This window comes from Streptomyces sp. NPDC004111 (assembly GCF_042874215.1).
Taxonomy (GTDB): domain Bacteria; phylum Actinomycetota; class Actinomycetes; order Streptomycetales; family Streptomycetaceae; genus Streptomyces.
On the sequence record NZ_JBIAMU010000004.1, the window covers coordinates 470,419 to 491,873 of the forward strand.

Below are 21,455 nucleotides of genomic sequence, written 5' to 3' on the forward strand. Positions count from 1 at the left end.
CCGGCCGGACACCGATGCGCGTGCACCGCCTCCGCCCCCGCCCGCAGCAGCACCCCCACCCCCACCCCCACCCCCACCCCCACCCGCATCCGCACCTGCGTCCCGGCCGCCGGCCCCGGGTGCGCAGGCTCCGGCTCCGTGCCGCGGCGGGCCTCCTGGGGGCACTGCTGCTGTACGCCGCCGGACCCGTGCCCGCCGCCCTGGCCGTGGACCCGTGGACGGCCGGCCCGGCGTCCGGCGGTGGCACCCGGCCCGACCGGGAGGGCCGCCCGTACTTCTACCTCCAGGGCGCCCCCGGCACGGTCTTCGCCGACAAGCTGTCCGTCACCAACCCCGGCCGCGAGCCGCGCACCGTGCAGCTGCGCACCGAGGACGCGGAGGGCGCGTGGATCGCGCTGGCGGCGGCACGCGTGAAGGTGCCGCCGCGCACCCGCGCGGACGTCCCGTTCACGGTGACCGTCCCGGCGAGCGCGCAGCCGGGCGACCACCCCGGGGCGATCGTCGCCTCGGCCGAGGACGGCCGCGAGCAGCGCACCCCCGTACAGCTGCGGGTCAGCGGGCCGACGCTGGCCGCCCTCTCGGTGGAGGACGTGGAGATCGGCGACGACGGGGTCCGGTACGCCCTCGTCAACCGGGGCAACACGACCCTCGCCCCGCGCGTCGCGGTCCGCGCGGACGGCTTCTTCGGCCGGCTGCTGCGCCAGGAGGAACGCGCGGCCGGAGAGCTGGCCCCCGGCCGCCGCGTCGAACTCGCCGCGCCCTGGTCCGACGGCGGCGCCCCCGCCCTCGACCGGGCGGAGGCCCGGCTCACGGTCACCGCGGGCGGCGGCATCCACGAGGAGGCGTCGGCCACGGCGCACTTCGTGGCCCCGGGGGTTGCGTTCGGCGGGGGAGTGGCGCTGCTGCTCGCCGGGGCGGGCGGGGCGCTGTGGATCGTACGACGCAGGAGGGGCGGCGAGGAGGGTGCACCGGATGAGGGCTAGCCGAAGGTTCGCGACGGTCCTGGCGGCCGTGCTGCTGGCGGGGGGCGGGGCGTCGGCGGCGCTGGCGGTCCCGGGAGCGGGGGTGTCGTCGGCGGTGCCGGGGGCGTCGGCGCTTCCGGGGGCCGCGGCGGAAGCCGCGCCGGGGGCCCTGCCGGGGCCCGCGTCCGCGGTGCCCGGGGCCGGGGCGGGTGTGCGGGGATTCGCTTCGGTCGTGCCGGTCTCCGGGGCTGGTGTGCGCGGTGCGGCGGGTGTGTCCGGGGTGGTCCCGGTGGCTGTGCCGGGCGCGTCCGGAGCCCGGTCGGGGGCCGCGTCCGCCGGGGCGGTCTCCGGGGCGGACGCGCCTCGTGCGGTGGCCGTGTCCGGGTTTGTGCCGGGGGCCGCTCCCGGGGTGCTCGCCAAGCCCGTTGTCACCCTCTCCCAGGGCGAGGCGGGCAAGGGGGGCGAGATCACCGTCAAGGGCAGCGGCTGGCGCTCCGGCGCTCTGTTGATGCTGCTGATCTGCGGCGAGTCCTCACCCGCCACCGGCGTCCTCGGCGGCACCAACTCCTGCGCCAACGCGGACGGCCGGGCCGTCACCACCGACGCCAAGGGCGCGTTCAGCCGCAAACTCGCGGTCGCCGAGCCGCCCAAGCCGTGCCCCTGCGTCGTGCACGTCGCGACCGTCACCGGCCAACAGGCCTCGGTGGACGCCGAGTTCAAGGTGGCGGGCCATCCGGTCGCGCCGTTGCCCGCGCCCGCCCCGAACGCGGGCCGGCTCGCGGTCACCGACCGCACGGTGCGGCTCGAAGGCTCCGGCACGCTGCTGACCTGGTTCGGCGCCCCGCAGACCCGCCGGGTCGTCCTCCAGCTCGGCAACCTCGGCTCGGCCCCGGTCACCGATCCGCTCTTCCAAGTGGGCACCTCCCACGGGGTGTTCGCCCCGGTCTGGGAGGAACGCCAGTGGCGCGGCACCCTCGCTCCCGGCAAACAGGCCGAGGTCGCGCTCGACGTCCAGCTCCCGGCGGGCGCGCACGGCGACTACCTGGTCTCGGTGAAGTACGGGACCAAGGTGCTCGCCGCCCAGCCCTGGGGCGTGGACCGGCCGTGGGGCGTGGTCCTGTTCTGGGTGCTGCTGGGCATCGTGGTCCCGGCGGGGATCTTCCGGATCGGCATGGCGGTGGTGGACCGGGTGCGTCCCGATGCGCTGCCGGTACGGGGCCGCCCCGCGCCCACCGGTCCCGGCCGCACGCCCCGGCAGTCGGCCCGCCACCGCACCGTACGGCCGCGGGAACAGCCGCAGGGTCCCGAAGGGCCGCCGACGGCCGGGCAGGGGCGGCCCGGCCCCGCGCTGTCCGAGGCCGAGGCCGAGGCGCCGACCGCGGTGCTGCCGCTGCCCTGGTTCACCCCCGACAGCACGCCCGCGCCCCCGCCCGCCCCGGCGCCCCCGGCCTTCCCGCACAAGGACCCGCCCGCGCGGCGCGGGCCGCAGCCGCCGCCGGCGCCGTACGACCCGCCCTCACCGCACGCACAGGTTTCCGCACCGGAACCGCACGAGAACACCAACCCCCCTACGTCGAGAGGCAATTCGTGAACACGCAACGGAGGATGGGCGCGGCAGGGATCGCGCTGATGCTCACAGGTGCGGGAATCCTGCTGGGCGCCTCGCCCGCGCAGGCCGCCGAGGTCGCGTACAAGACGGAGTGCATACCGCCGCCCATCTCCGGTCTCCCCGCCGTCCAGGGCACCACCAAGGTGTCGCTGACCGCGCCCGCCACCGCGAAGGTCGGCGACGAGATCGAGGTGGTCCTGAAGACGGTCGAGGCCGCGTCCAAGAACCCGGACGTGCTCGACCTCGACAAGGACACCGTCAAACCGACCGGCACCGTCAAGATCGGCGGCGCCGCCACCGGCGAGCTGAAGATGGAGGGCCCGCGGCAGAACCCGCCCATCCCGAAGAACAGCCCCATGCTGCTCCCCGACATGAAGGGCAAGCTCAAGCTGGAGAAGGCGGGCGAGATCACGCTCACCCCCGGCGCGTACAACATCAACGTCAGCAAGCCGCTGTCCACCGACACCAAGTGCACGCCCAAGGAGGAGGTGAAGGCCGCCGCGACGATCAAGGTCACGGACGGCGGCGGAACCGGCGGTACGACATCGGGCGGCACCGGCGGCGCGGCGTCCGGCGGCACCGACACCGGGGGCTCGAACACGGGCGGGTCGAACACAGGAGGGTCGAACACCGGGGGCGCCGCCACGGGCGGCTCCGACTCCGGCGGCGCGGCGTCCGGCGGCTCCGACTCGGGCGGCTCGGGCGGCTCGGACTCCGGCGGGAGCACCGGCGGCGGTGACGGCAAGACCGACTTCCCCGGCAAGGAGGTCGCGGTCGAGTACGCCTGCAAGTCCCCGGGCCCGGCGGGCATCAAGACGAAGATCACCGTCAACGCCAAGAAGGACGGCGGCAGCTACGCCCTCACGGTCGTCACGGCCAAGGGCGTCATGAACAGCCCCGCCGCTCTCCCGGCCGGCGCCCTGAAGCCGTCCATGCAGCTCACCCTCGGCGGTGCCGACAAGGGCTCCGCCACCGTGACGGGCCCCGGCAACAAGGAACCCCTGGAGCAGGGCAAGCCGGTCGACCTCCCCGACATGACCGGCACCTACAAGCCCGGCGCCAGCGGCAAGGCGACCCTCGCCCCCGGCACCCTGACCATCGACGTCACCCTCGGCGGCCAGAAGATCTCCATCCCCTGCACGGTCAAGGGCGCGGCCCCCGTCTCCCTCGAACTCGACACGGCGGCCCAGCCGGGCGGCGCGAGCGGCGGCAGCGGCGACTCGGGCAGCGGCGACTCGGGCACCGGTGGCAACGGCAGCGGTTCCGGCGGCTCCGGCGGCGCGGCGGGCGGTGACCTCGCCGACACCGGCGCCGACGACAACGGCGGCCTCCAGGCGCTCGCCCTGGTCGCCGGCACCGTCATCCTTCTCGGCGGCGCCGTCTTCACCTTCACGCCGTGGCGGCGGCTGCGCGGCGACCGGTAACCCGTACCGGCGCGCGGAACGGCAAAGGGCCGCCGCACCGAATCCGGTGCGACGGCCCTCCGTACAAACTACGAGCTACGAGCTACGAGCCACGAGCCACGAGCCACGTGCGGCGCGTGCTCAGCGCACCTCGCCCATCAGCGCGCGGACCTTGTTGCGCGACAGGTAGATCAGGACGCCCGCGAGGACTGCCGCGGCGGCCTCGAAGACGACCACACCAGGGCTGTTGAGGTCGACCCCGGCGACGGACAGCATGCCCGTCACGCTGTCGCCCGCGGTGACGGCGAGGAAGAAGACACCCATCATCTGCGAGGCGTACTTCTTCGGCGCCATCTTCGTGGTCAGCGACAGACCCACGGGGGAGAGGCACAGCTCGGCCACGGTGTGCATCAGGAAGATGAGCACCAGCCACCACATGGTGACCTTCGTGCCGTCGGTGGCCAGGTTCATCGGAACGAGGAACACGAAGAACGAGGCACCGGCCACCGCCAGGGCGATGGAGAACTTCACGATCGTGCTGGGCTCGCGGTTGCGCTTGGCCAGCGCCAGCCAGACGGCGGCGGCGACCGGGGCGAGCAGCATGATGAAGCCCGGGTTCAGGGCCTGGAAGAGGGTGTTGGGCATCTCCCAGCCGAAGATGCTGCGCTCGGTCTTGGAGTCACCGAACAGCGACAGCGTCGAGGCGCCCTGGTCGAAGATCATCCAGAACACGGCGGCAGCCACGAAGAAGTAGATGAACGCCGTCATCTTCGTCTGCTCTTCGCCGGACAGGTCCTTGTCCCGCTTGATCTTGACCAGCACGGCGATCGGGATCAGCAGACCGGCCAGGATGATCGGGACGAGCACCCAGTTCTTGGTCAGCGTGAAGACGTCGGTGAAACCGACCAGCAGGTAGAAGGCCGCGATCACGGCGGCGCATCCCAGCACCTTGGTGACGACGGCGCGCTTCTCGGCGGCGGACAGCGGGTTCGGGACCCGGTCGTCCTCCTTGTTGAAGCCGCGGGAGCCGATCATGAAGGTGATCGAGCCGATCGCCATGCCGACCGCGGCGAGACCGAAGCCGAGGTGCCAGTTGACCTTCTCGCCCAGGATGCCGATGGCGAAGGGCGCGAGCACGGCACCGAGGTTGATGCCCATGTAGAAGATCGTGAAGCCGCCGTCGCGGCGTACGTCCTTCGGGTCGGTGTAGAGGTGACCGACCATCGTGGAGATGTTGGCCTTGAGCAGACCGGAGCCGACCGCGATGAGGCACAGGCCGACGAAGAACATCACCTGTCCCGGCAGCGCCAGGGAGAGGTGACCGGCCACGATCACGAAGCTGGCGATCTGGACGGTCTTGCGGGCGCCCCAGACCCGGTCGCCGATCCAGCCGCCGGGCATGGCCATGAGGTAGACCATGGCCACGTAGACGGAGTAGATGGCGGTGGCCGTGGCCGCGGTCATCGCGAGGCCGCCGCCCTGGCTGCCGGTGGCCGCGTCGGCGCCGCCGGAGACCAGGTACATCACGAGCAGGGCCCGCATGCCGTAGTAGGAGAAGCGCTCCCACATCTCGGTCATGAACAGTGTGGCCAGGCCGCGGGGGTGGCCGAAGAAGGCCTTGTCCCCGGCAGCTGCCCCGGGGGTTTCCTTCGTCAGGCTGGACGCCATGTCGATCCTTGCTTGCTCGGGACGCGTCCACGTGGAACACGGGGGTACGCGCCCGGTGGGGGGTGGGCCGGCACCGGCGCGGGGTACCGCACCGGGATCCACGCCCCGCGAGACGCATCATTGCGCGCGGAGCCCGGCCCATAGGTCATTCACTGCTGCCCGGACCGGCGGCTAGCCACTGCCGCTCCAGACAGAAAGAGACCTTTCGCAGTCATTGCTGCCAAAGGCCCCCGAATACTTCAACAAACGTGTTCGCCACCTTACGACACGACAGTGCGGCATATGGAAGGACTTGAGAGATGGATCACAGGTGACTATGGAACTAACTCTGCACATTCAAAGGTCCTTCACAGGATCGGCCAACTGAGTCGCAGGCGCTTCTTCTCGCCCTGTCTTCCTTGTTGATCACGCCCCGGCCCACTCGCCGCGCCGACTAACATTCCCCTCATGACCCGTGTACTGCTCGCCGAGGACGACGCATCCATTTCGGAGCCACTGGCCCGCGCACTGCGTCGGGAGGGTTACGAGGTCGAGGTCCGCGAGGACGGACCGACCGCCCTGGACGCCGGACTCCAGGGAGGGATCGACCTCGTCGTGCTCGACCTGGGGCTGCCCGGCATGGACGGCCTGGAGGTCGCCCGCCGGCTGCGCGCCGACGGCCTCTCCGTGCCGATCCTGGTGCTCACCGCGCGCGCCGACGAGGTGGACACCGTCGTCGGCCTCGACGCCGGCGCCGACGACTACGTCACCAAGCCCTTCCGGCTCGCCGAACTCCTCGCCCGGGTCCGGGCCCTGCTCCGGCGCGGCTCCACCGAGCCCGTCCCGGCCCCCGCCACCCACGGCGTACGGATCGACGTCGAGTCGCACCGCGCCTGGATGGGGGAGGAGGAACTCCAGCTCACGGCCAAGGAGTTCGACCTGCTGCGGGTCCTGGTCCGGGACGCGGGCCGGGTCGTCACCCGCGACCAGCTGATGCGCGAGGTCTGGGACACCACCTGGTGGTCCTCCACCAAGACCCTCGACATGCACATCTCCTGGCTGCGCAAGAAGCTCGGTGACGACGCGGCCAACCCCCGCTACATCGCCACCGTGCGCGGCGTCGGCTTCCGCTTCGAGAAGAGCTGACCCTTCCCTTCAGGCCCTACGCCGCCCGCCCGCTTGGGCGGCGGGGCCGCCCCCGGGGGCGGAACGGGCGGGCAAGGGGGCGGCCCCCGGCGGAGCCGGACAACCCGCCCCCGCCCGGCCCGCACCTGCGCCCCGCCCCCACCGTGCATGCTTGACCCATGCGCCGCCGTCTGATCAATTCCACGCTCGCCGTGGTGCTCGTCGTCATCGCCGTCTTCGGGGTCTCCCTCGTCATCGTCGAGACCCGCACCATCAGCAACAGCGCCCAGGAGTCCGTCGACTCCGAGGCGCTGCGGCTGGTGAGCGTCGTCGAGGGCCGGCTCGGCGGCGACGGCAACGTCAGCCGCGAAGTCCTGGTCAAACAGGTCGGCGACCACCGCTACGCCCGCATCGAGATCCCCGGCCGCGCCCCCATAGAGATCGGCAGCCGTCCCACCGACGGCGTCATCCAGGCCCGCGCCACCGGCGAGCGCGGCGAGTCCGTCACCGTCCAGGAGTCCCGCTCGACCGTCACCCGCGAGGTCGGCCGCACCCTGCTGATCATCGGCGCGGTCGCCCTGCTCGCCGTCGTCGCCGCCGTCCTGCTCGCGGTGCGCCAGGCCAACCGGCTCGCCTCCCCGCTCACCGACCTCGCCGAGACCGCCGAACGCCTCGGCTCCGGCGACCCCCGGCCCCGCCACAAGAGGTACGGGGTCCCCGAGCTCGACCGGGTCGCCGACGTACTGGACTCCTCCGCCGAACGCATCGGGCGCATGCTCACCGCCGAACGCCGGCTCGCCGCCGACGCCTCCCACCAGCTCCGCACCCCCCTCACCGCGCTCTCCATGCGGCTGGAGGAGATCACCCTCACCGACGAGCTGGAGACGGTGAAGGAGGAGGCGACCATCGCCCTCACCCAGGTCGAGCGCCTCACCGACGTGGTGGAGCGGCTCCTCACCAACTCGCGCGACCCCCGCACCGGCTCGGCCGTCGCCTTCGACCTCGACGAAGTGCTCAAGCAGCAGATCGAGGAGTGGCGGCCCGCCTACCGCAGCGCCGGGCGGGCGATCGTACGGTCGGGCAAGAAGAACCTGCGGGCCGTCGGCACCCCCGGAGCCGTCGCCCAGGTGCTCGCCGCGCTCATCGAGAACTCCCTGATGCACGGCGGCGGCACCGTCGCCCTGCGCTCCCGGGTCACCGGCAACCAGGCCGTCATCGAGGTCACCGACGAGGGCCCCGGCGTCCCCGTCGACCTCGGGGCACGGATCTTCGAGCGGACCATCAGCGGCCGCAACTCCACCGGCATCGGCCTCGCCGTCGCCCGCGACCTCGCGGAGGCGGACGGCGGACGCCTGGAACTGCTCCAGCAGAAGCCCGCCGTCTTCGCCCTCTTCCTCTCCACCGTCGTGCCCGACAGCAGGCGGGACCCGGACGCGAACGGCAAGACGATCAGGTAAGACGATCAGGTGAGGCGGCTCGGCACCGGAGAGGTCGAGGGGCGCGCCGCCGCGCCGGACGGCTGCGCGGACGCCTCCGGAGCCACCGGGCGGGCCTGCTCCACGGCCTCCTTCGCCGGCTGCGCCCGGAAGACCCACGTCCGGTAGGACCAGAAGCGGAACAGGGTCGCCACCCCGATCCCGAAGACCTTGAAGAAGTTGCTCTGCAGCGGGGTGTTCCAGCCGAAGCCGTACGTCGCCGCGTACAGCAGCCCGTTCTCGATGACCGCCCCGATTCCGCTGAACAGCAGGAAGAGCGTCAGCTCCCTGGCCCGGCCGCTCTTGTCGCGGTCGCGGTAGGTGAAGTACCTGAAGCCGAGGTAGTTGAAGAGGACCGCGATCAGGGTGGCCAGCACGCTGGCCCGGACCACCTGGAGGTCGGTGGTGTGCCGCAGCACGTTGAACGCGGCCATGTTGACCAGCAGGCCGAGACCGCCCACCGCTCCGAACTTGGCGACCTCGCGCGCGAGCTGCTCCAAGCGGGTCCGCAGCGCCGTTCCGCCAGGTTCGCTCATGATGTCCGTCGACCCCGTTCGGTTGATGTCGTCAACCCGGCCATGCTAACCGTCACCCCCTCGTCGGGCGGGATGACGTGCGGCGTCCGGTTGTGGAACGGGTCTCGCCCGGGTCGCGGGCCCGCTGCGCACGCCCCCCGGCCCTTGTGGGTTCGTACGAAGGACCGCTCGTGCCGGGTGGTGGATGCCTACGGATACCCTGTCCGGGTGACGTTCCCCGTAGTAGGCATGGTCGGTGGCGGACAGCTCGCCCGGATGACCCACGAGGCGGGCATCCCCCTCGGTATCAGGTTCAAGCTCCTCAGTGACACCCCCCAGGATTCGGCGGCCCAGGTGGTCGGCGACGTCGTCGTCGGCGACTACCGCGACCTGGAGACGCTGCGCGCCTTCGCGCGCGGCTGCGACGTGATCACCTTCGATCACGAGCACGTCCCCACCGAACACCTGCGGGCGCTGGAGGCGGACGGCATCCCCGTCCGTCCCGGGCCCGACGCGCTGGTGCACGCCCAGGACAAGGGGGTGATGCGCGAGAAGCTCACCGCGATCGGCGCACCGTGCCCCCGCCACCGCATCGTGAGCGACCCGGCGGACGTGACCGCCTTCGCCCACGAGGGGGAGGGCTACCCGGTCATCCTCAAGACCGTGCGCGGCGGGTACGACGGCAAGGGCGTGTGGTTCGTCCGCTCCGAGGAGGACGCGCAGGAGCCCTTCCGCGCCGGGGTCCCGGTCCTCGCCGAGGAGAAGGTCGACTTCGTCCGCGAACTGGCCGCCAACATCGTCCGCTCCCCGCACGGGCAGGCCGTCGCCTACCCCGTCGTCGAGTCGCAGCAGGTCGACGGCGTCTGCGACACGGTCATCGCCCCGGCCCCCGACCTCGCCGAGGCGCTTTCCGGCGAGGCCCAGCAGCTCGCCATCCGCATCGCCGCCGAACTCGACGTCGTCGGCCACCTCGCGGTCGAGCTCTTCGAGGTACGCGACGCGGACGGCAACCCCGCCATCCTGGTCAACGAACTCGCGATGCGCCCGCACAACTCCGGCCACTGGACCCAGGACGGCGCGATCACCTCGCAGTTCGCCAACCACGTCCGCGCCGTCCTCGACCTCCCGCTGGGCGACCCGCGCCCCCGGGCGGCCTGGACCGTCATGTGCAACGTCCTCGGCGGCGACTACCCCGACATGTACAAGCCGTACCTGCACGTGATGGCCCGCGACCCGCAGGCGAAGATCCACATGTACGGAAAGGACGTGAAGCCCGGCCGCAAGGTCGGCCACGTCAACACCTACGGCGACGACCTCGACGAGGTGCTGGACCGCGCCCGTCACGCCGCCGGCTACCTGCGAGGAACGATCGTTGAGTAACGCACCGCTGGTCGGCATCGTGATGGGCTCGGACTCGGACTGGCCCGTCATGGAGGCCGCCGCCACCGCGCTGGCCGAGTTCGAGATCCCCTACGAGGTCGACGTCGTCTCGGCCCACCGGATGCCGCACGAGATGATCGCGTACGGCGAGCAGGCCGCGGACCGCGGCCTCAAGGCGATCGTCGCGGGAGCGGGCGGCGCCGCCCACCTCCCCGGCATGCTCGCCTCGGTGACCCCCCTCCCGGTCATCGGCGTCCCCGTCCCGCTGAAGTACCTGGACGGCATGGACTCCCTCCTGTCCATCGTCCAGATGCCGGCCGGCGTCCCGGTCGCCACCGTCTCGGTCGGCGGCGCCCGCAACGCGGGCCTCCTCGCGGCCCGCGTCCTGGCCGCCCACGACCCGGCCCTGCTCGCCCGCATGCGGGAGTTCCAGCAGGAGCTGAACGCGCAGGCCACCGAGAAGGGCAAGCGCCTGCGCACCAAGGCCATGGGCACCGCGGACTCCTTCGGCTTCGGGAAGTAGACATGGACCACCTGGCTGCGGCCCGCGCACTGCTCGCCGACTTCCCCGTCGTCGACGGCCACAACGACCTCCCCTGGGCCCTGCGCGAGCAGGTCCGCTACGACCTCGACCGGCTGGACATCGGCGCCGACCAGTCCGCCCACCTGCACACGGACCTGGCCCGGATGAAGTCCGGCTGCGTCGGCGCGCAGTTCTGGTCGGTGTACGTACGCACCGACCTGACCGGGGACTCGGCGGTCAGCGCCACCCTCGAACAGATCGACGTCGTCGCCCAGCTGCTGGCCCGCTACCCCGACCACCTCGTCCGCGCGCTGAGCGCCGACGACATGGAGGCGGCCCGCAGGGACGGCGGCCGGATCGCCTCCCTGATGGGCGCCGAGGGCGGCCACTCGATCAACAACTCCCTCGCGACCCTGCGCGCCCTGCACACCCTGGGCGTCCGCTACATGACGCTCACCCACAACGACAACACCCCGTGGGCGGACTCGGCCACCGACGAGCCCGGCGTCGGCGGCCTCAGCGCCTTCGGCCGCGAGGTCGTCCGCGAGATGAACCGCGTCGGCATGCTGGTCGACCTCTCGCACGTCGCCGCCACCACCATGAGCGACGCCCTGGACACCTCCGAGGCGCCGGTCGTCTTCTCGCACTCCTCGGCCCGCGCGGTCTGCGACCACCCCCGCAACATCCCGGACGAGATCCTCTCCCGGCTGCCCGCCAACGGCGGCGTGGCGATGGCCACCTTCGTCCCCAAGTTCATCCTCCCCGAGGCGGTCTCCTGGACGCTGCGCGCGGACGAGAACATGCGCGCCCACGGCCTGCACCACCTCGACACCACCGCCGGGGGCATGAAGGTGCAGCGCGCCTTCGAGGCGGACAACCCCCGCCCGACCGCCACCGCCGCCACGGTCGCCGACCACCTCGACCACATGCGCGAGGTCGCCGGCATCGACCACATCGGCATCGGCGGCGACTACGACGGCACCGCCTTCACCCCGGCGGGCCTGGAGGACGTCGCGGGCTACCCCAACCTGATCGCCGAGCTGATCTCGCGCGGCTGGTCCACCCCGGACCTCGCCAAGCTGACCTGGCAGAACGCGGTACGGGTCCTGCGCGACGCCGAATCCGTCGCCCGCGACCTCCAGCCCCGCCGGGCCCCGTCCAACGCCACCCTGGAACAGCTCGACGGCTGACCGCAGAGGGAGGGCGGCTCCGGCCGCCCTCCCCTCGCCCCGTGGTCCCCGCCCGGCAGTGAATTCCGTCAGACGAATTCCGCCAGAATTACGGGCATTCCGGAAATGGGGCGGAGGATAAAATTCCTTGCCAGGAATGAAGCGGTTCGCCTACTCTCAGGCGCGGCGCGGGGAGCCCGCGTCCTGTGAGTTCTGGGGGATCACTCATTCATGAAGCGTAAATTGGCTTTCACCGGTGCCGTCACGGCCGGACTCATCATGCTGACGAGCGGCAGCGCGTGGGCCGGCACGAATATCGTCAACGTTTACACCACCGACTACCGCTCGGGCGGCGCGGGTTCCTTCGTCGCCAACGGTGACCTGACGCAGGTCTGCGACGCGCAGGAGGACGGCTTCGCGGCAGTGGCCTATCTGCGGCGTTCCACCGGTCCGCTCTGGAAGACGGTCGTCGCCGGGGGCTACGGCACGTGCAAGTCGGAATCCATCAACATTCCCGAGGGTGAGAAGCTGACGCTCACCATCTGTCTGCGGCGGGACGGAAAGGACTCCTACTGCCGCACCAAGGGCGGCGGGGTCGCCTAGGTCTCCGGGAAAGGATTCCGGTAAGAAAAAAGGGGTGCCCCGGCGGGCACCCCTTTTTTCGCGTCCGTTACTTGGGCAGGTTGCGCGCCATCACGATGCGCTGAACCTGGTTCGTGCCCTCGTAGATCTGGCAGATCTTCGCGTCGCGCATCATCCGCTCCACCGGGTAGTCCCGCGTGTAGCCGTAGCCGCCGAGGAGCTGGATGGCGTCCAGGGTGATCTCCATGGCCGCGTCCGAGGCGTAGCACTTGGCGGCGGCGCCGAAGAAGGTCAGGTCGGCGTCGACCCGCTCCGACTTGGCGGCTGCCGCGTAGGTCAGCTGGCGGGCCGCCTCCAGCTTCATGGCCATGTCGGCCAGCATGAACTGCACGCCCTGGAAGTCGCCGATCGGCTTGCCGAACTGCTTGCGCTCCTGGACGTAGCCCTTCGCGTAGTCCAGGGCGCCCTGGGCGATGCCGAGCGCCTGGGCCGCGATGGTGATGCGGGTGTGGTCCAGGGTCTTCATCGCGGTGGCGAAGCCGGTGCCCTCGGCGCCGATCATGCGGTCGGCGGGGATGCGGACGTTGTCGAGGTAGACCTCGCGGGTCGGCGAGCCCTTGATGCCGAGCTTCTTCTCCGGGGCGCCGAAGGAGACGCCCTCGTCGGACTTCTCGACGACGAAGGCCGAGATGCCCTTCGAGCGCTTCTCCGGGTCGGTGACGGCCATGACCGTGTAGTACTCGGACTCGCCCGCGTTGGTGATCCAGCGCTTCACGCCGTTGAGGACCCAGAAGTCGCCGTCGCGCACCGCGCGGGTCTTCATGCCGGCCGCGTCCGAGCCCGCGTCCGGCTCGGAGAGGCAGTACGAGAACATCGCCTCGCCCTTGGCGAGCGGGGCCAGGTACTTCTTCTTCAGCTCCTCGGAGCCGGAGAGGATCACCGGGAGCGAGCCGAGCTTGTTGACGGCGGGGATCAGGGAGGAGGAGGCGCAGACGCGGGCCACCTCCTCGATCACGATGACCGTGGCGAGGGCGTCCGCGCCCGCGCCGCCGTACGCCTCGGGGACGTGCACCGCCTGGAGGTCGGCGGCGATCAGCGCGTCCAGGGCCTCCTTCGGGAAGCGGGCGTTCTCGTCGACCTCGGCCGCGTGCGGGGCGATCTTCGCCTCGGCGAGCGCGCGCACGGTCTCCCGGAGCATGTCGTGCTCCTCGGACGTGCGGTACAGGTCGAAATCGGGCGAACCTGCCAAGGTCTCTCACTCCCAAAGGTGCTAACTACCGTTAAGTAACCTGATCGATAACCCTGATTTTAGGGGTTGCGGGCGATCAGGGATACGTGAGTTTGCCGACAGCGTCGGCTCGCGCTGAATGTGCCCCTACAGGCACCCGGATATGCTCGGGCGCGTTGTGCCGCGCGCAAGTACGGCGCTGTCCCGCCCGTTTCTCTAGGAGCACCACATGGCCCTCAGGATCACCGTGATCGGCACCGGCTACCTCGGCGCCACCCACGCAGCGGCCATGGCGGAGCTGGGGTTCGAGGTGCTCGGGCTCGACGTCGTGCCCGAGAAGATCGAGATGCTGTCGGCGGGCCGGGTGCCGATCTACGAGCCGGGCCTGGAGGAACTGCTGCACAAGCACGTGGAGGGGCTGCCGGGAGCCACCGGCCGGCTGCGCTTCACCATGGACTTCAAGGAGGCGGGGGAGTTCGGCGACGTGCACTTCGTGTGCACCAACACCCCGCAGAAGCACGGCGAGTACGCCTGCGACATGAGCTACGTGAACAGCGCCTTCACCTCCCTCGCCCCGCACCTGAGGAGCGACGCTCTGGTCGTCGGCAAGTCCACCGTGCCGGTGGGCTCCGCCGCGCGCCTGAAGGAGCTGCTGGCCGAGCTGGCGCCCGAGGGCGTCGAGCTGGCCTGGAACCCGGAGTTCCTGCGCGAGGGCTTCGCCGTCGAGGACACCCTGCACCCGGACCGCATCGTCGCCGGGGTGGAGAGCGAGCGCGCCGAGAAGATCCTGCGCGAGGTGTACGCGGGGCCGCTGGGCGAGGGCTCGCCCTTCGTGGTGACGGACTTCCCGACGGCGGAGCTGGTGAAGACGGCCGCCAACTCCTTCCTCGCGACCAAGATCTCCTTCATCAACGCGATGGCCGAGGTGTGCGAGGCCGCCGACGGCGACGTCGCGAAGCTGGCCGAGGCGATCGGGCACGACGAGCGGATCGGGAAGAAGTTCCTGCGGGCCGGCATCGGCTTCGGCGGCGGCTGCCTGCCCAAGGACATCCGGGCGTTCATGGCCCGCGCCGGTGAGCTGGGCGCCGACCAGGCGCTCACCTTCCTCCGCGAGGTCGACTCGATCAACATGCGCCGCCGCGGCCACATGGTCGAGCTGGCGCGCGAGGCGCTGGGGGAGGGCGGCTTCCTGGGCAGGCGGGTCGCGGTGCTCGGCGCCACCTTCAAGCCCGACTCGGACGACGTGCGGGACTCGCCCGCACTGAACGTGGCCGGTCAGATCCACCTCCAGGGCGGTCAGGTGACCGTCTACGACCCCAAGGGCATGGCCAACGCCCGGCGCGTCTTCCCGACCCTCGGGTACGCGGAGAGTGCCCTGGACGCGGTGCGCGGCGCGGACATCGTGCTGCACCTCACCGAGTGGGGCGAGTTCCGCGAGCTGGACCCGGCGGAGCTGGGCACGGCGGTCGCGCGGCGGCTGATCCTGGACGGCCGCAACGCCCTCGACGCCGCGAAGTGGCGCGAGGCGGGCTGGACGTTCCGCGCGATGGGCCGCCCCAGGGCCTGAGGGCGAAGCCCGCCGCTCAGCCGTCCATCTCCTCGATGCGGGCGGTGGAGGGGCCCCGGCGCTGCTGGGCCGCGCGGGCGGTGAACTCCGCGTCCCGCAGCACCCGCTGGAAGTTGCCCCAGGTGAGCCGGGCCAGGTCGGCCTCCGGCCAGCCCCGGCCGAGGAGTTCGGCGATCAGGAGCGGGTAGCAGGCGGTGTCCGCCAGCCCGGCGGGATGGCCGGCGCCCGTGTCGTACGTACCGGAGAGACCGACACAGTCCGCTCCCGCCAGGGCGCGCACGTGGTCGAGGTGGTCGGCGACGGCGGCGACCGAGGGGCCGGTGCGGTCGGCGGCGAGGGGCACCATGCACAGGCCGCCGTTGTCGCGCAGCGCGGACAGAATGTCGTCGGGCACGTTCGCCGGGTGGTCGGTCAGGGCGCTTGCCCCGGACCGGGTGAAGATCACCGGGGCCTTGGTGACACCAAGGGCGTCACGGGCCGTTTCGGCACCGGCGCCGCTGAGGTCGGCGAGCATGCCGATCCGGTTCATCTCCCGTACGACCTCCTGGCCGAACCGGGTGAGCCCGGTGGGCCGGGCCCAGGCCGTGCCGCTCAGGGTGACGCAGCGCACGCCCAGGGTGTGCAGGGAGCGCAGGGTGCCGAGCGAGTCGCCCAGCGCGGCGGCCTGGGCCGGGCCGAGCAGGGAGGCGATCCGGCGGCAGGACCGGGCGTCACCGACCTCGCCCGCGTTCAGCGCGAGGCGCAGGCCCTCGGGGTGGCTGCGGACCATGGCGAGGACGCGGTCGATCTGCTCCAGGGTGAGGGCGACCGGGCAGGGACCGCTGCCCGCTTCCGCCGCCGCTGCCGTCCCCTCGGCGGGGCCGGTTCCGGCTGCGGTGTCCTTCGCGGGGGTGTGCCGGGCCGCCGTGGTGTGCAGCGACCAGAACTGGGCACCGACGCCGCCCGCCCGCAGCCGGGGGATGTCGGTGTCGAGGCTGCTCTCGCCCAGTTCTATGTCGGACCAGGGGACGCTGCGCAGCGCCCAGGCGAGCCCGTTGTGCCCGTCGGCGACGGGGTGGACGGCGAGCAGGGCGCGGGCCTGTTCCAGCAGCGGCTCGGCGGCGGGCGCGGGCTCGGCGGCGGACAGGGGTTCGGTGCCGGCCGGGGCGGTGGCAGGGTCGGTGACCTGCTGCTCCGCCCGTGGCGTGCCGGGTGTCTCGCGGGCCGGCTGGCCCGCGACGGGGGAGGCTTGCGGGTCGTCCTGCAGCAATGCCATGAAAGGTGCTCCGGTTCCGCGACGGCAGTACGGCAACCGTGGCACGGGGGTGCCGGGGGTTCACGGCGGGTGTGGCATTCGGGGGACCCGGGTACGGCGATCCGGGCACGGCGGTGCGCCGACGTGCGACAGGGGCGCCCGCACGTGGCGGACGCCCCTGGGCGCATGTGCTCGGACGGGCCCGCGAGAGAGCCCGCGACCGTCCGTCCGGACCCCCTTCCGGGGCGCCCCGGACGGGCCCGACGGCGGCTCGGTCCGGGGGGGGCGCGGTCAGTCCCGGGCGCGCGGTCAGTCCGAGGTGACGGTGACCTTCTCGTCGTTCTGGATCTGCTTCACCAGCTGCTTCATCTTGGTCTTGTCCCACACCACGTTGCCGCCCCGGAAGCCCGACTTCGGCATGTTCATCGAGGTGCCGTCGCCGCCGCTGATCCCCTTCATCGCGAAGAACATCTCGGCCAGGTCGAACAGCCCCATGTCCTTGTCCACGATCAGCGTGTCCAGACCCGCCCCGAGCGTCGGGTAGAGCGAGAACGGGTTGAGGATCGTGCCCGGCGTCGCCGCCTGGCCGGCCAGCGCCGACAGGAACTTCTGCTGGTTCTTGGTGCGCGCCAGGTCGGACTCGGCGAAGGCGTACCGGGTGCGGACGAAGGCCAGGGCCTGCTCGCCGTTGAGGGTCTGCTTGCCGGCCTGGAAGTCGGCGCCGGACTTCTTGTCCTTGAACGCCTTGGGGATGTCCAGCTCGACGCCGCCCAGCGCGTCCACGATGTTCGCGAACCCGGCGAAGCCGATCTCCGCGTAGTGGTCGATGCGCAGGCCGGTGTTGTGCTCGACGGTGCGGACCAGCAGCTCGGGGCCGTCCTGGGCGTACGCGGCGTTCAGCTTCATGCGCTGGCCACGGCCCTCGTACCGCTTGCCGGACTCCGAGCCCACGAAGGACGGGATCTCCACGTCCGAGTCGCGCGGCAGCGAGACCATCGTGTTCCCGCTGGAGCAGGACGCCAGGATCATCATGGAGTCGGTGCGCTTGCCCTCGGCGGAGCCGGTGTGCAGCTTCTTCTTCTCCTCCGCGCTCATGCCCTCGCGGCTGTCGGAGCCGACGATCAGGTACGTCGTGCAGTCGCCCTCCTCCGGCCGGTCGATGACCTTGGAGAGGTCGACCTCGCGGCGGACCTTGGAGTCGGCCCAGAAGTAGGTGGCGACCGAGGTGATCGCGAGGACCGAGACGACGGTGATCGCGCCGACCTTGATGCGGCGTCCCCAGTTGGGGGCGGGGCGCGGGCCCCGGCCGCCGCCGGAACCGCCGGGCCCGCCCGGACCGCCGGAGCGGTTGCCGCCGCCGTAGACCTGGCCGGTGTTGTACCCGTCGTTGCGGCTGCCGCCCTGCTGGGCGCCGCCGTCCCAGACCGGGTAGTCGTCGTCGTAGCCCTGCGACTGCTGCGGCGGAACGCCGGGCGGCGGGGCGGTGGGGCGCTGGGGAGCGGGCCGGGAGGCCTGGCCGCGCTGCACATGCCGCATCACCCGGGGGCCCTCGGGCTGTGCTCCCGCGCTGCCTCGGCCGTACCGGTCGTTGCCGTCGTTTCGTGCACTGGGCCAGTCGCTCATGTCCTCAGTGTGCGGGCTGCGCCGGGGTGGCCAGAAGGCCGGGTGGGAAATCGGGGCCTGGCTGTTGCAGAGCTGATGCAATGTGCACGCGCATAAAGTAGAGGGCATGACAGATCAGGCCCAGGCCCCGGAAGAACCCATTCCGGGCAAGCCCACCTCCGCTTCCCGCACCACGCTGAGCCACATCATGACCGCTGCGGAAACGAATCTGCTCGGCACCGTGCACGGTGGCGTGATCATGAAACTGGTGGACGACGCGGCGGGTGCGGTGGCCGGCCGCCACTCCGGCGGGCCGGCCGTCACGGCCTCCATGGACGAGATGGTCTTCCTGGAGCCGGTGCAGGTGGGGGACCTGGTGCACGTCAAGGCGCAGTGCAACTGGACCGGCCGCTCCTCGATGGAGATCGGGGTACGGGTGCTGGCCGAGCGGTGGAACGAGTCGACGCCCGCCCAGCAGGTGGGCTCCGCGTACCTGGTGTTCGCCGCGGTCGACGCGGACGGCAAGACGCGCCCCGTACCGCCGGTGATACCTGAGACGGAGCGCGATCGGCGGCGCTACCAGGAGGCCCAGATCCGGCGCACGCACCGGCTGGCGCGGCGCCGGGCGATCAAGGAGCTGCGCGACCGCCGGGCCGCCGACGGACTCAACGACTGACCCCGGCGGCCCCGTCTCAGGGGCAGGTGACCTGGTCGCCCGTGACCGTGCCGAACTCGCCCTGGTAGGGGTCCTCCGCCCGGACCGGTGAGACCGCGCGGAAGTCCGCGCCCGCGGTGACCCGCATCAGGCTCCCCTGGCCGGGCACCGGCTTCAGCTCGCAGCCCGGCAGGGCCGCCGCCAGGGACTTGGCGGAGCGGTCCCAGCGGGGGTCGTAGGTGACCAGCGTGCGGGTCAGGTCCCGGCGGGCGCCGTTGCCAGGGGTGCCGGTGGTGCGGAACCCGGTGCCGCGCAGCCCCGTCTCCACCCGCCCCGCCAGCCCCGCGATCCGGGTGCCGTTGTCGACCTGCACACGGACCTGCTCCGGGGAGACGTCCACCGTGGTCGCCCGCGGCTTCTTCGGGCGCGGCACCGACAGCGGCCGGTCGTCCCGCAGCGCCTGGAAGAGCTTCTTCGCCTTGGCCTCGTCCCACTTCAGGGTGGACCCGATGCCCTTGACCGGGAAGCTCATCCGCCCGATCGGCACGGAGGTGAACTCCGAGGACGCCGGGGTGAAGCCCCGCATCGCCTGCGCCAGGGCGAACATCTCCGGGGTGCCGAACCCGCTGTCGGCCCGTACCGACCCCAGCAGGGTGCCCGCCACCTCGCGGAACTTCACCGGGTTCAGCAGCGCGCCGCTGTCCGTCACCTTGGCGATGAAGGCCGCCAGGAAGCGCTGCTGGCGCTGCATCCGGCCCAGGTCGGACGCCCCGTCGATGTGCCGCGAGCGTACGTACTGCAGGGCCTCGCCGCCGCCGAGGCGGTGGGTGCCCGGCGCGAGGTCGAGGCCGGTGTAGCTGTCCTTGAGCGGGGAGGTGGTGCAGATGTCGACGCCGCCGAGCACGTCCACCGTCTTCATGAAGCTGGTGAAGTCGACCTCCAGATAGTGGTCGATCTTGACGCCCGTCATGTGCTCCACGGTGCGGGTGGTGAGCGCCGGGCCGCCCTCCGCGTACGCCGCGTTCAGCTTGACCGGGTGCGACTTGTGGTGGTCGCCCGTCGTCTCGTCGGTGTGCTCGGGCATCTCCGCGTAACTGTCGCGGGGCAGGCTCACGACGCTGGCGCGGTTCCGGTCCTCGGAGACGTGCACGACCATGACCGTGTCGGTGCAGTGGCAGGGGGCGCCGCCGAGCCGGTACTTCTGCTTCTCCTCGGCCGTGATCTTGTCCCGGCCGTCGGTGCCGACCAGCAGGAAGTTCATGCCGTGCCCGGCCTCGGGCCTGTTCTTCATGTCCTTGAACGGGTCGACCCGGCTGATCTGGGTGTTCATGCTGGTCACCACCGCGTGGCCGATGCCGCCCGCGGCCAGCACCAGCACCGAGAGGGTGGTCGCGGCCCGCATTCCCCAGCGGGGCCGCTCGTCCGGCCTGCGACGCCGGTCGCCGGAGCGTCTCCCGCCGGAGCGCCGCTCCCGGGCGAGCTGCTCCCGTCGGCGGCTCTCTCGCGGGCGCGGGGCTGGCTGACGGGGTGGCACGGGCACGGGGGACACCTCCGCGAGGGCACAGGACGGGGATCGCGTGCACCGTATGCCCATACGATCTGCAGCCCGCGGCACCGCCACGGCCGCCGCGCGAGGGTGTCCCCCGTTCGCGGTAACGTGAGCCGATGTGAACGCCATCCCCGCCGCCGCCCCCGCGGTCTCCGTGATCATGCCGGTCCTCAATGAGGAGCGGCACCTGCGCAACTCGGTCCGCCACATCCTGGAGCAGGAGTACGACGGCGAGATGGAGGTGGTGATCGCGCTCGGCCCCTCCACGGACCGCACCGACGAGATCGCCGCCGAACTGGTCGCCGAGGACCCCCGGGTGCACACGGTGCCCAACCCCACCGGCCGCACCCCCGCCGCGCTGAACGCCGCGATCAAGGCCTCCCGCCACCCGATCGTCGTGCGCGTCGACGGCCACGGCATGCTCTCCGCCAACTACATCGCCACCGCCGTCCGCCTCCTGGAGGAGACCGGCGCGCAGAACGTCGGCGGCATCATGCACGCCGAGGGCGAGAACGCCTGGGAGGACGCGGTCGCCGCCGCGATGACCTCGAAGATCGGCGTCGGCAACGCCGCCTTCCACACCGGCGGCGAGGCCCAGCAGGCCGAGACCGTCTACCTGGGCGTCTTCCGCCGCGAGGCGCTGGAGCAGCAGGGCGGCTACAACGAGGAGTTCATCCGCGCCCAGGACTGGGAGCTGAACTTCCGCATCCGCGAGGCGGGCGGACTGATCTGGTTCTCGCCCGAACTGAAGGTCCAGTACCGGCCGCGCCCCTCGGTGAAGGCGCTCGCCAAGCAGTACAAGGACTACGGCCGCTGGCGGCACGTCGTCGCCCGCTACCACTCCGGCTCCATCAACCTGCGCTACCTCGCCCCGCCGACCGCGGTGTGCGCCATCGCCGCGGGCGTCGTGGTGGGCGCGTTCGTCACCCCGTGGGGCTTCGTCGTCCCGGCCGGCTACCTCGCCGCGATCACCGCGGGCTCCGTCCCGGCCGGCAAGGGGCTGTCCCTGAAGGCCCGCGCGCAGATCCCGGTGGCGCTGGCCACCATGCACATGTCCTGGGGGTACGGCTTCCTCACCTCGCCGAAGTCCCTCGCCAAGCGCGTCATCGCCAGCCGCCGCCCCGCGGTCCAGGGGCACGGCGCGGGCGTCTGAGCGGACGTACCCGGCTCGGGTGCGCACCGGGCGGGCGTCCGGTGCGCACCCGCACAGCGAGCAGGGCCCGGTCCGCG

General features: G+C 71.9%; 18 protein-coding genes. 12 read left to right on the top strand and 6 right to left on the bottom strand.

From position 1 onward, the window contains the following. Window positions 1-20: 20 nt before the first annotated feature. From ACFYVL_RS11780 to ACFYVL_RS11790, 3 genes are all read left to right on the top strand, one after another. Window positions 21-983, top strand: a complete 963-nt coding sequence (locus tag ACFYVL_RS11780; RefSeq protein ID WP_389243319.1) for a hypothetical protein — start codon at window positions 21-23, stop codon at window positions 981-983. Window positions 984-1,332: 349 nt separating this feature from the next. After that, window positions 1,333-2,553, top strand: a complete 1,221-nt coding sequence (locus ACFYVL_RS11785; RefSeq protein ID WP_389243457.1) for a hypothetical protein — start codon at window positions 1,333-1,335, stop codon at window positions 2,551-2,553. A 14-nt stretch (window positions 2,554-2,567) separates the two neighbouring features. Beyond that, entirely contained in the window at window positions 2,568-3,995 is a 1,428-nt protein-coding gene (locus tag ACFYVL_RS11790; RefSeq protein ID WP_389243320.1) for a hypothetical protein, read from the top strand. A 120-nt stretch (window positions 3,996-4,115) separates the two neighbouring features. Here ACFYVL_RS11790 and ACFYVL_RS11795 read toward each other — a convergent pair whose 3' ends face one another. Further along, window positions 4,116-5,642 (bottom strand): peptide MFS transporter, encoded by a 1,527-nt coding sequence (locus ACFYVL_RS11795; protein ID WP_389243322.1) that lies wholly within the window; start codon window positions 5,640-5,642, stop codon window positions 4,116-4,118. A gap of 447 nt (window positions 5,643-6,089) precedes the next feature. On the opposite strand from ACFYVL_RS11795, the gene ACFYVL_RS11800 reads away from it, so the two are divergent. Both ACFYVL_RS11800 and ACFYVL_RS11805 read left to right on the top strand, forming a co-directional pair. After that, window positions 6,090-6,767: a response regulator transcription factor gene (locus tag ACFYVL_RS11800; protein ID WP_389243324.1), complete on the top strand. Its 678-nt coding sequence runs from the start codon at window positions 6,090-6,092 to the stop codon at window positions 6,765-6,767. Window positions 6,768-6,925: 158 nt separating this feature from the next. Continuing rightward, window positions 6,926-8,203, top strand: a complete 1,278-nt coding sequence (locus ACFYVL_RS11805) for an ATP-binding protein (RefSeq protein ID WP_389243326.1) — start codon at window positions 6,926-6,928, stop codon at window positions 8,201-8,203. Between the two features lie 5 nt (window positions 8,204-8,208). Here ACFYVL_RS11805 and ACFYVL_RS11810 read toward each other — a convergent pair whose 3' ends face one another. Then, on the bottom strand, window positions 8,209-8,757 hold the full coding sequence (locus ACFYVL_RS11810; protein WP_389243328.1) for a GtrA family protein: 549 nt from the start codon (window positions 8,755-8,757) through the stop codon (window positions 8,209-8,211). Window positions 8,758-8,964: 207 nt separating this feature from the next. On the opposite strand from ACFYVL_RS11810, the gene ACFYVL_RS11815 reads away from it, so the two are divergent. The 4 genes from ACFYVL_RS11815 (at window position 8,965) to ACFYVL_RS11830 (ending at window position 12,411) form a co-directional block, all read left to right on the top strand. Next, window positions 8,965-10,116: a 5-(carboxyamino)imidazole ribonucleotide synthase gene (locus tag ACFYVL_RS11815; RefSeq protein ID WP_389243330.1), complete on the top strand. Its 1,152-nt coding sequence runs from the start codon at window positions 8,965-8,967 to the stop codon at window positions 10,114-10,116. 22 nt (window positions 10,117-10,138) lie between these two features. Next, on the top strand, window positions 10,139-10,639 hold the full coding sequence (gene purE / locus ACFYVL_RS11820) for a 5-(carboxyamino)imidazole ribonucleotide mutase (RefSeq protein ID WP_389243459.1): 501 nt from the start codon (window positions 10,139-10,141) through the stop codon (window positions 10,637-10,639). Window positions 10,640-10,641: 2 nt separating this feature from the next. Continuing rightward, window positions 10,642-11,829, top strand: a complete 1,188-nt coding sequence (locus tag ACFYVL_RS11825; RefSeq protein ID WP_389243332.1) for a dipeptidase — start codon at window positions 10,642-10,644, stop codon at window positions 11,827-11,829. Window positions 11,830-12,039: 210 nt separating this feature from the next. Further along, window positions 12,040-12,411, top strand: a complete 372-nt coding sequence (locus ACFYVL_RS11830; protein ID WP_389243333.1) for a hypothetical protein — start codon at window positions 12,040-12,042, stop codon at window positions 12,409-12,411. Window positions 12,412-12,478: 67 nt separating this feature from the next. Here ACFYVL_RS11830 and ACFYVL_RS11835 read toward each other — a convergent pair whose 3' ends face one another. Continuing rightward, a complete protein-coding gene (locus tag ACFYVL_RS11835; RefSeq protein ID WP_389243335.1) occupies window positions 12,479-13,639 on the bottom strand; it encodes an acyl-CoA dehydrogenase family protein in 1,161 nt (386 codons plus the stop codon). A 208-nt stretch (window positions 13,640-13,847) separates the two neighbouring features. On the opposite strand from ACFYVL_RS11835, the gene ACFYVL_RS11840 reads away from it, so the two are divergent. Beyond that, complete coding sequence (locus ACFYVL_RS11840) at window positions 13,848-15,185, top strand: UDP-glucose dehydrogenase family protein (protein WP_389243337.1); 1,338 nt, start codon at window positions 13,848-13,850, stop codon at window positions 15,183-15,185. A gap of 16 nt (window positions 15,186-15,201) precedes the next feature. Here ACFYVL_RS11840 and ACFYVL_RS11845 read toward each other — a convergent pair whose 3' ends face one another. Both ACFYVL_RS11845 and ACFYVL_RS11850 read right to left on the bottom strand, forming a co-directional pair. Further along, window positions 15,202-16,440, bottom strand: a complete 1,239-nt coding sequence (locus ACFYVL_RS11845) for a dipeptidase (RefSeq protein ID WP_389243339.1) — start codon at window positions 16,438-16,440, stop codon at window positions 15,202-15,204. A 288-nt stretch (window positions 16,441-16,728) separates the two neighbouring features. Next, on the bottom strand, window positions 16,729-18,042 hold the full coding sequence (locus tag ACFYVL_RS11850) for an LCP family protein (RefSeq protein ID WP_389243341.1): 1,314 nt from the start codon (window positions 18,040-18,042) through the stop codon (window positions 16,729-16,731). A gap of 106 nt (window positions 18,043-18,148) precedes the next feature. On the opposite strand from ACFYVL_RS11850, the gene ACFYVL_RS11855 reads away from it, so the two are divergent. After that, the gene (locus ACFYVL_RS11855) at window positions 18,149-18,697 is read left to right on the top strand and encodes an acyl-CoA thioesterase (protein WP_389243343.1); all 549 of its coding nucleotides are present in this window, start codon (window positions 18,149-18,151) and stop codon (window positions 18,695-18,697) included. 16 nt (window positions 18,698-18,713) lie between these two features. On the opposite strand, the gene ACFYVL_RS11860 is transcribed toward ACFYVL_RS11855, so the two are convergent. Then, complete coding sequence (locus tag ACFYVL_RS11860; RefSeq protein WP_389243345.1) at window positions 18,714-20,270, bottom strand: LCP family protein; 1,557 nt, start codon at window positions 20,268-20,270, stop codon at window positions 18,714-18,716. A gap of 82 nt (window positions 20,271-20,352) precedes the next feature. Here ACFYVL_RS11860 and ACFYVL_RS11865 point away from each other — a divergent pair, with 82 nt between their 5' ends. After that, on the top strand, window positions 20,353-21,378 hold the full coding sequence (locus ACFYVL_RS11865; protein ID WP_389243461.1) for a glycosyltransferase family 2 protein: 1,026 nt from the start codon (window positions 20,353-20,355) through the stop codon (window positions 21,376-21,378). The last annotated feature ends 77 nt before the right edge of the window (window positions 21,379-21,455 follow it).

Coding starts and splice junctions, on each gene's coding strand:
- ACFYVL_RS11795 (WP_389243322.1), bottom strand. CDS start 5,642: ATGGCGTCCAGCCTGACGAAGGAAACCCCCGGGGCAGCTGCCGGGGAC.
- ACFYVL_RS11810 (WP_389243328.1), bottom strand. CDS start 8,757: ATGAGCGAACCTGGCGGAACGGCGCTGCGGACCCGCTTGGAGCAGCTC.
- ACFYVL_RS11790 (WP_389243320.1), top strand. CDS start 2,568: ATGGGCGCGGCAGGGATCGCGCTGATGCTCACAGGTGCGGGAATCCTG.
- ACFYVL_RS11840 (WP_389243337.1), top strand. CDS start 13,848: ATGGCCCTCAGGATCACCGTGATCGGCACCGGCTACCTCGGCGCCACC.
- ACFYVL_RS11805 (WP_389243326.1), top strand. CDS start 6,926: ATGCGCCGCCGTCTGATCAATTCCACGCTCGCCGTGGTGCTCGTCGTC.
- ACFYVL_RS11825 (WP_389243332.1), top strand. CDS start 10,642: ATGGACCACCTGGCTGCGGCCCGCGCACTGCTCGCCGACTTCCCCGTC.
- ACFYVL_RS11855 (WP_389243343.1), top strand. CDS start 18,149: ATGACAGATCAGGCCCAGGCCCCGGAAGAACCCATTCCGGGCAAGCCC.
- purE (WP_389243459.1), top strand. CDS start 10,139: ATGGGCTCGGACTCGGACTGGCCCGTCATGGAGGCCGCCGCCACCGCG.
- ACFYVL_RS11800 (WP_389243324.1), top strand. CDS start 6,090: ATGACCCGTGTACTGCTCGCCGAGGACGACGCATCCATTTCGGAGCCA.
- ACFYVL_RS11830 (WP_389243333.1), top strand. CDS start 12,040: ATGAAGCGTAAATTGGCTTTCACCGGTGCCGTCACGGCCGGACTCATC.
- ACFYVL_RS11845 (WP_389243339.1), bottom strand. CDS start 16,440: ATGGCATTGCTGCAGGACGACCCGCAAGCCTCCCCCGTCGCGGGCCAG.
- ACFYVL_RS11860 (WP_389243345.1), bottom strand. CDS start 20,270: ATGGGCATACGGTGCACGCGATCCCCGTCCTGTGCCCTCGCGGAGGTG.
- ACFYVL_RS11850 (WP_389243341.1), bottom strand. CDS start 18,042: ATGAGCGACTGGCCCAGTGCACGAAACGACGGCAACGACCGGTACGGC.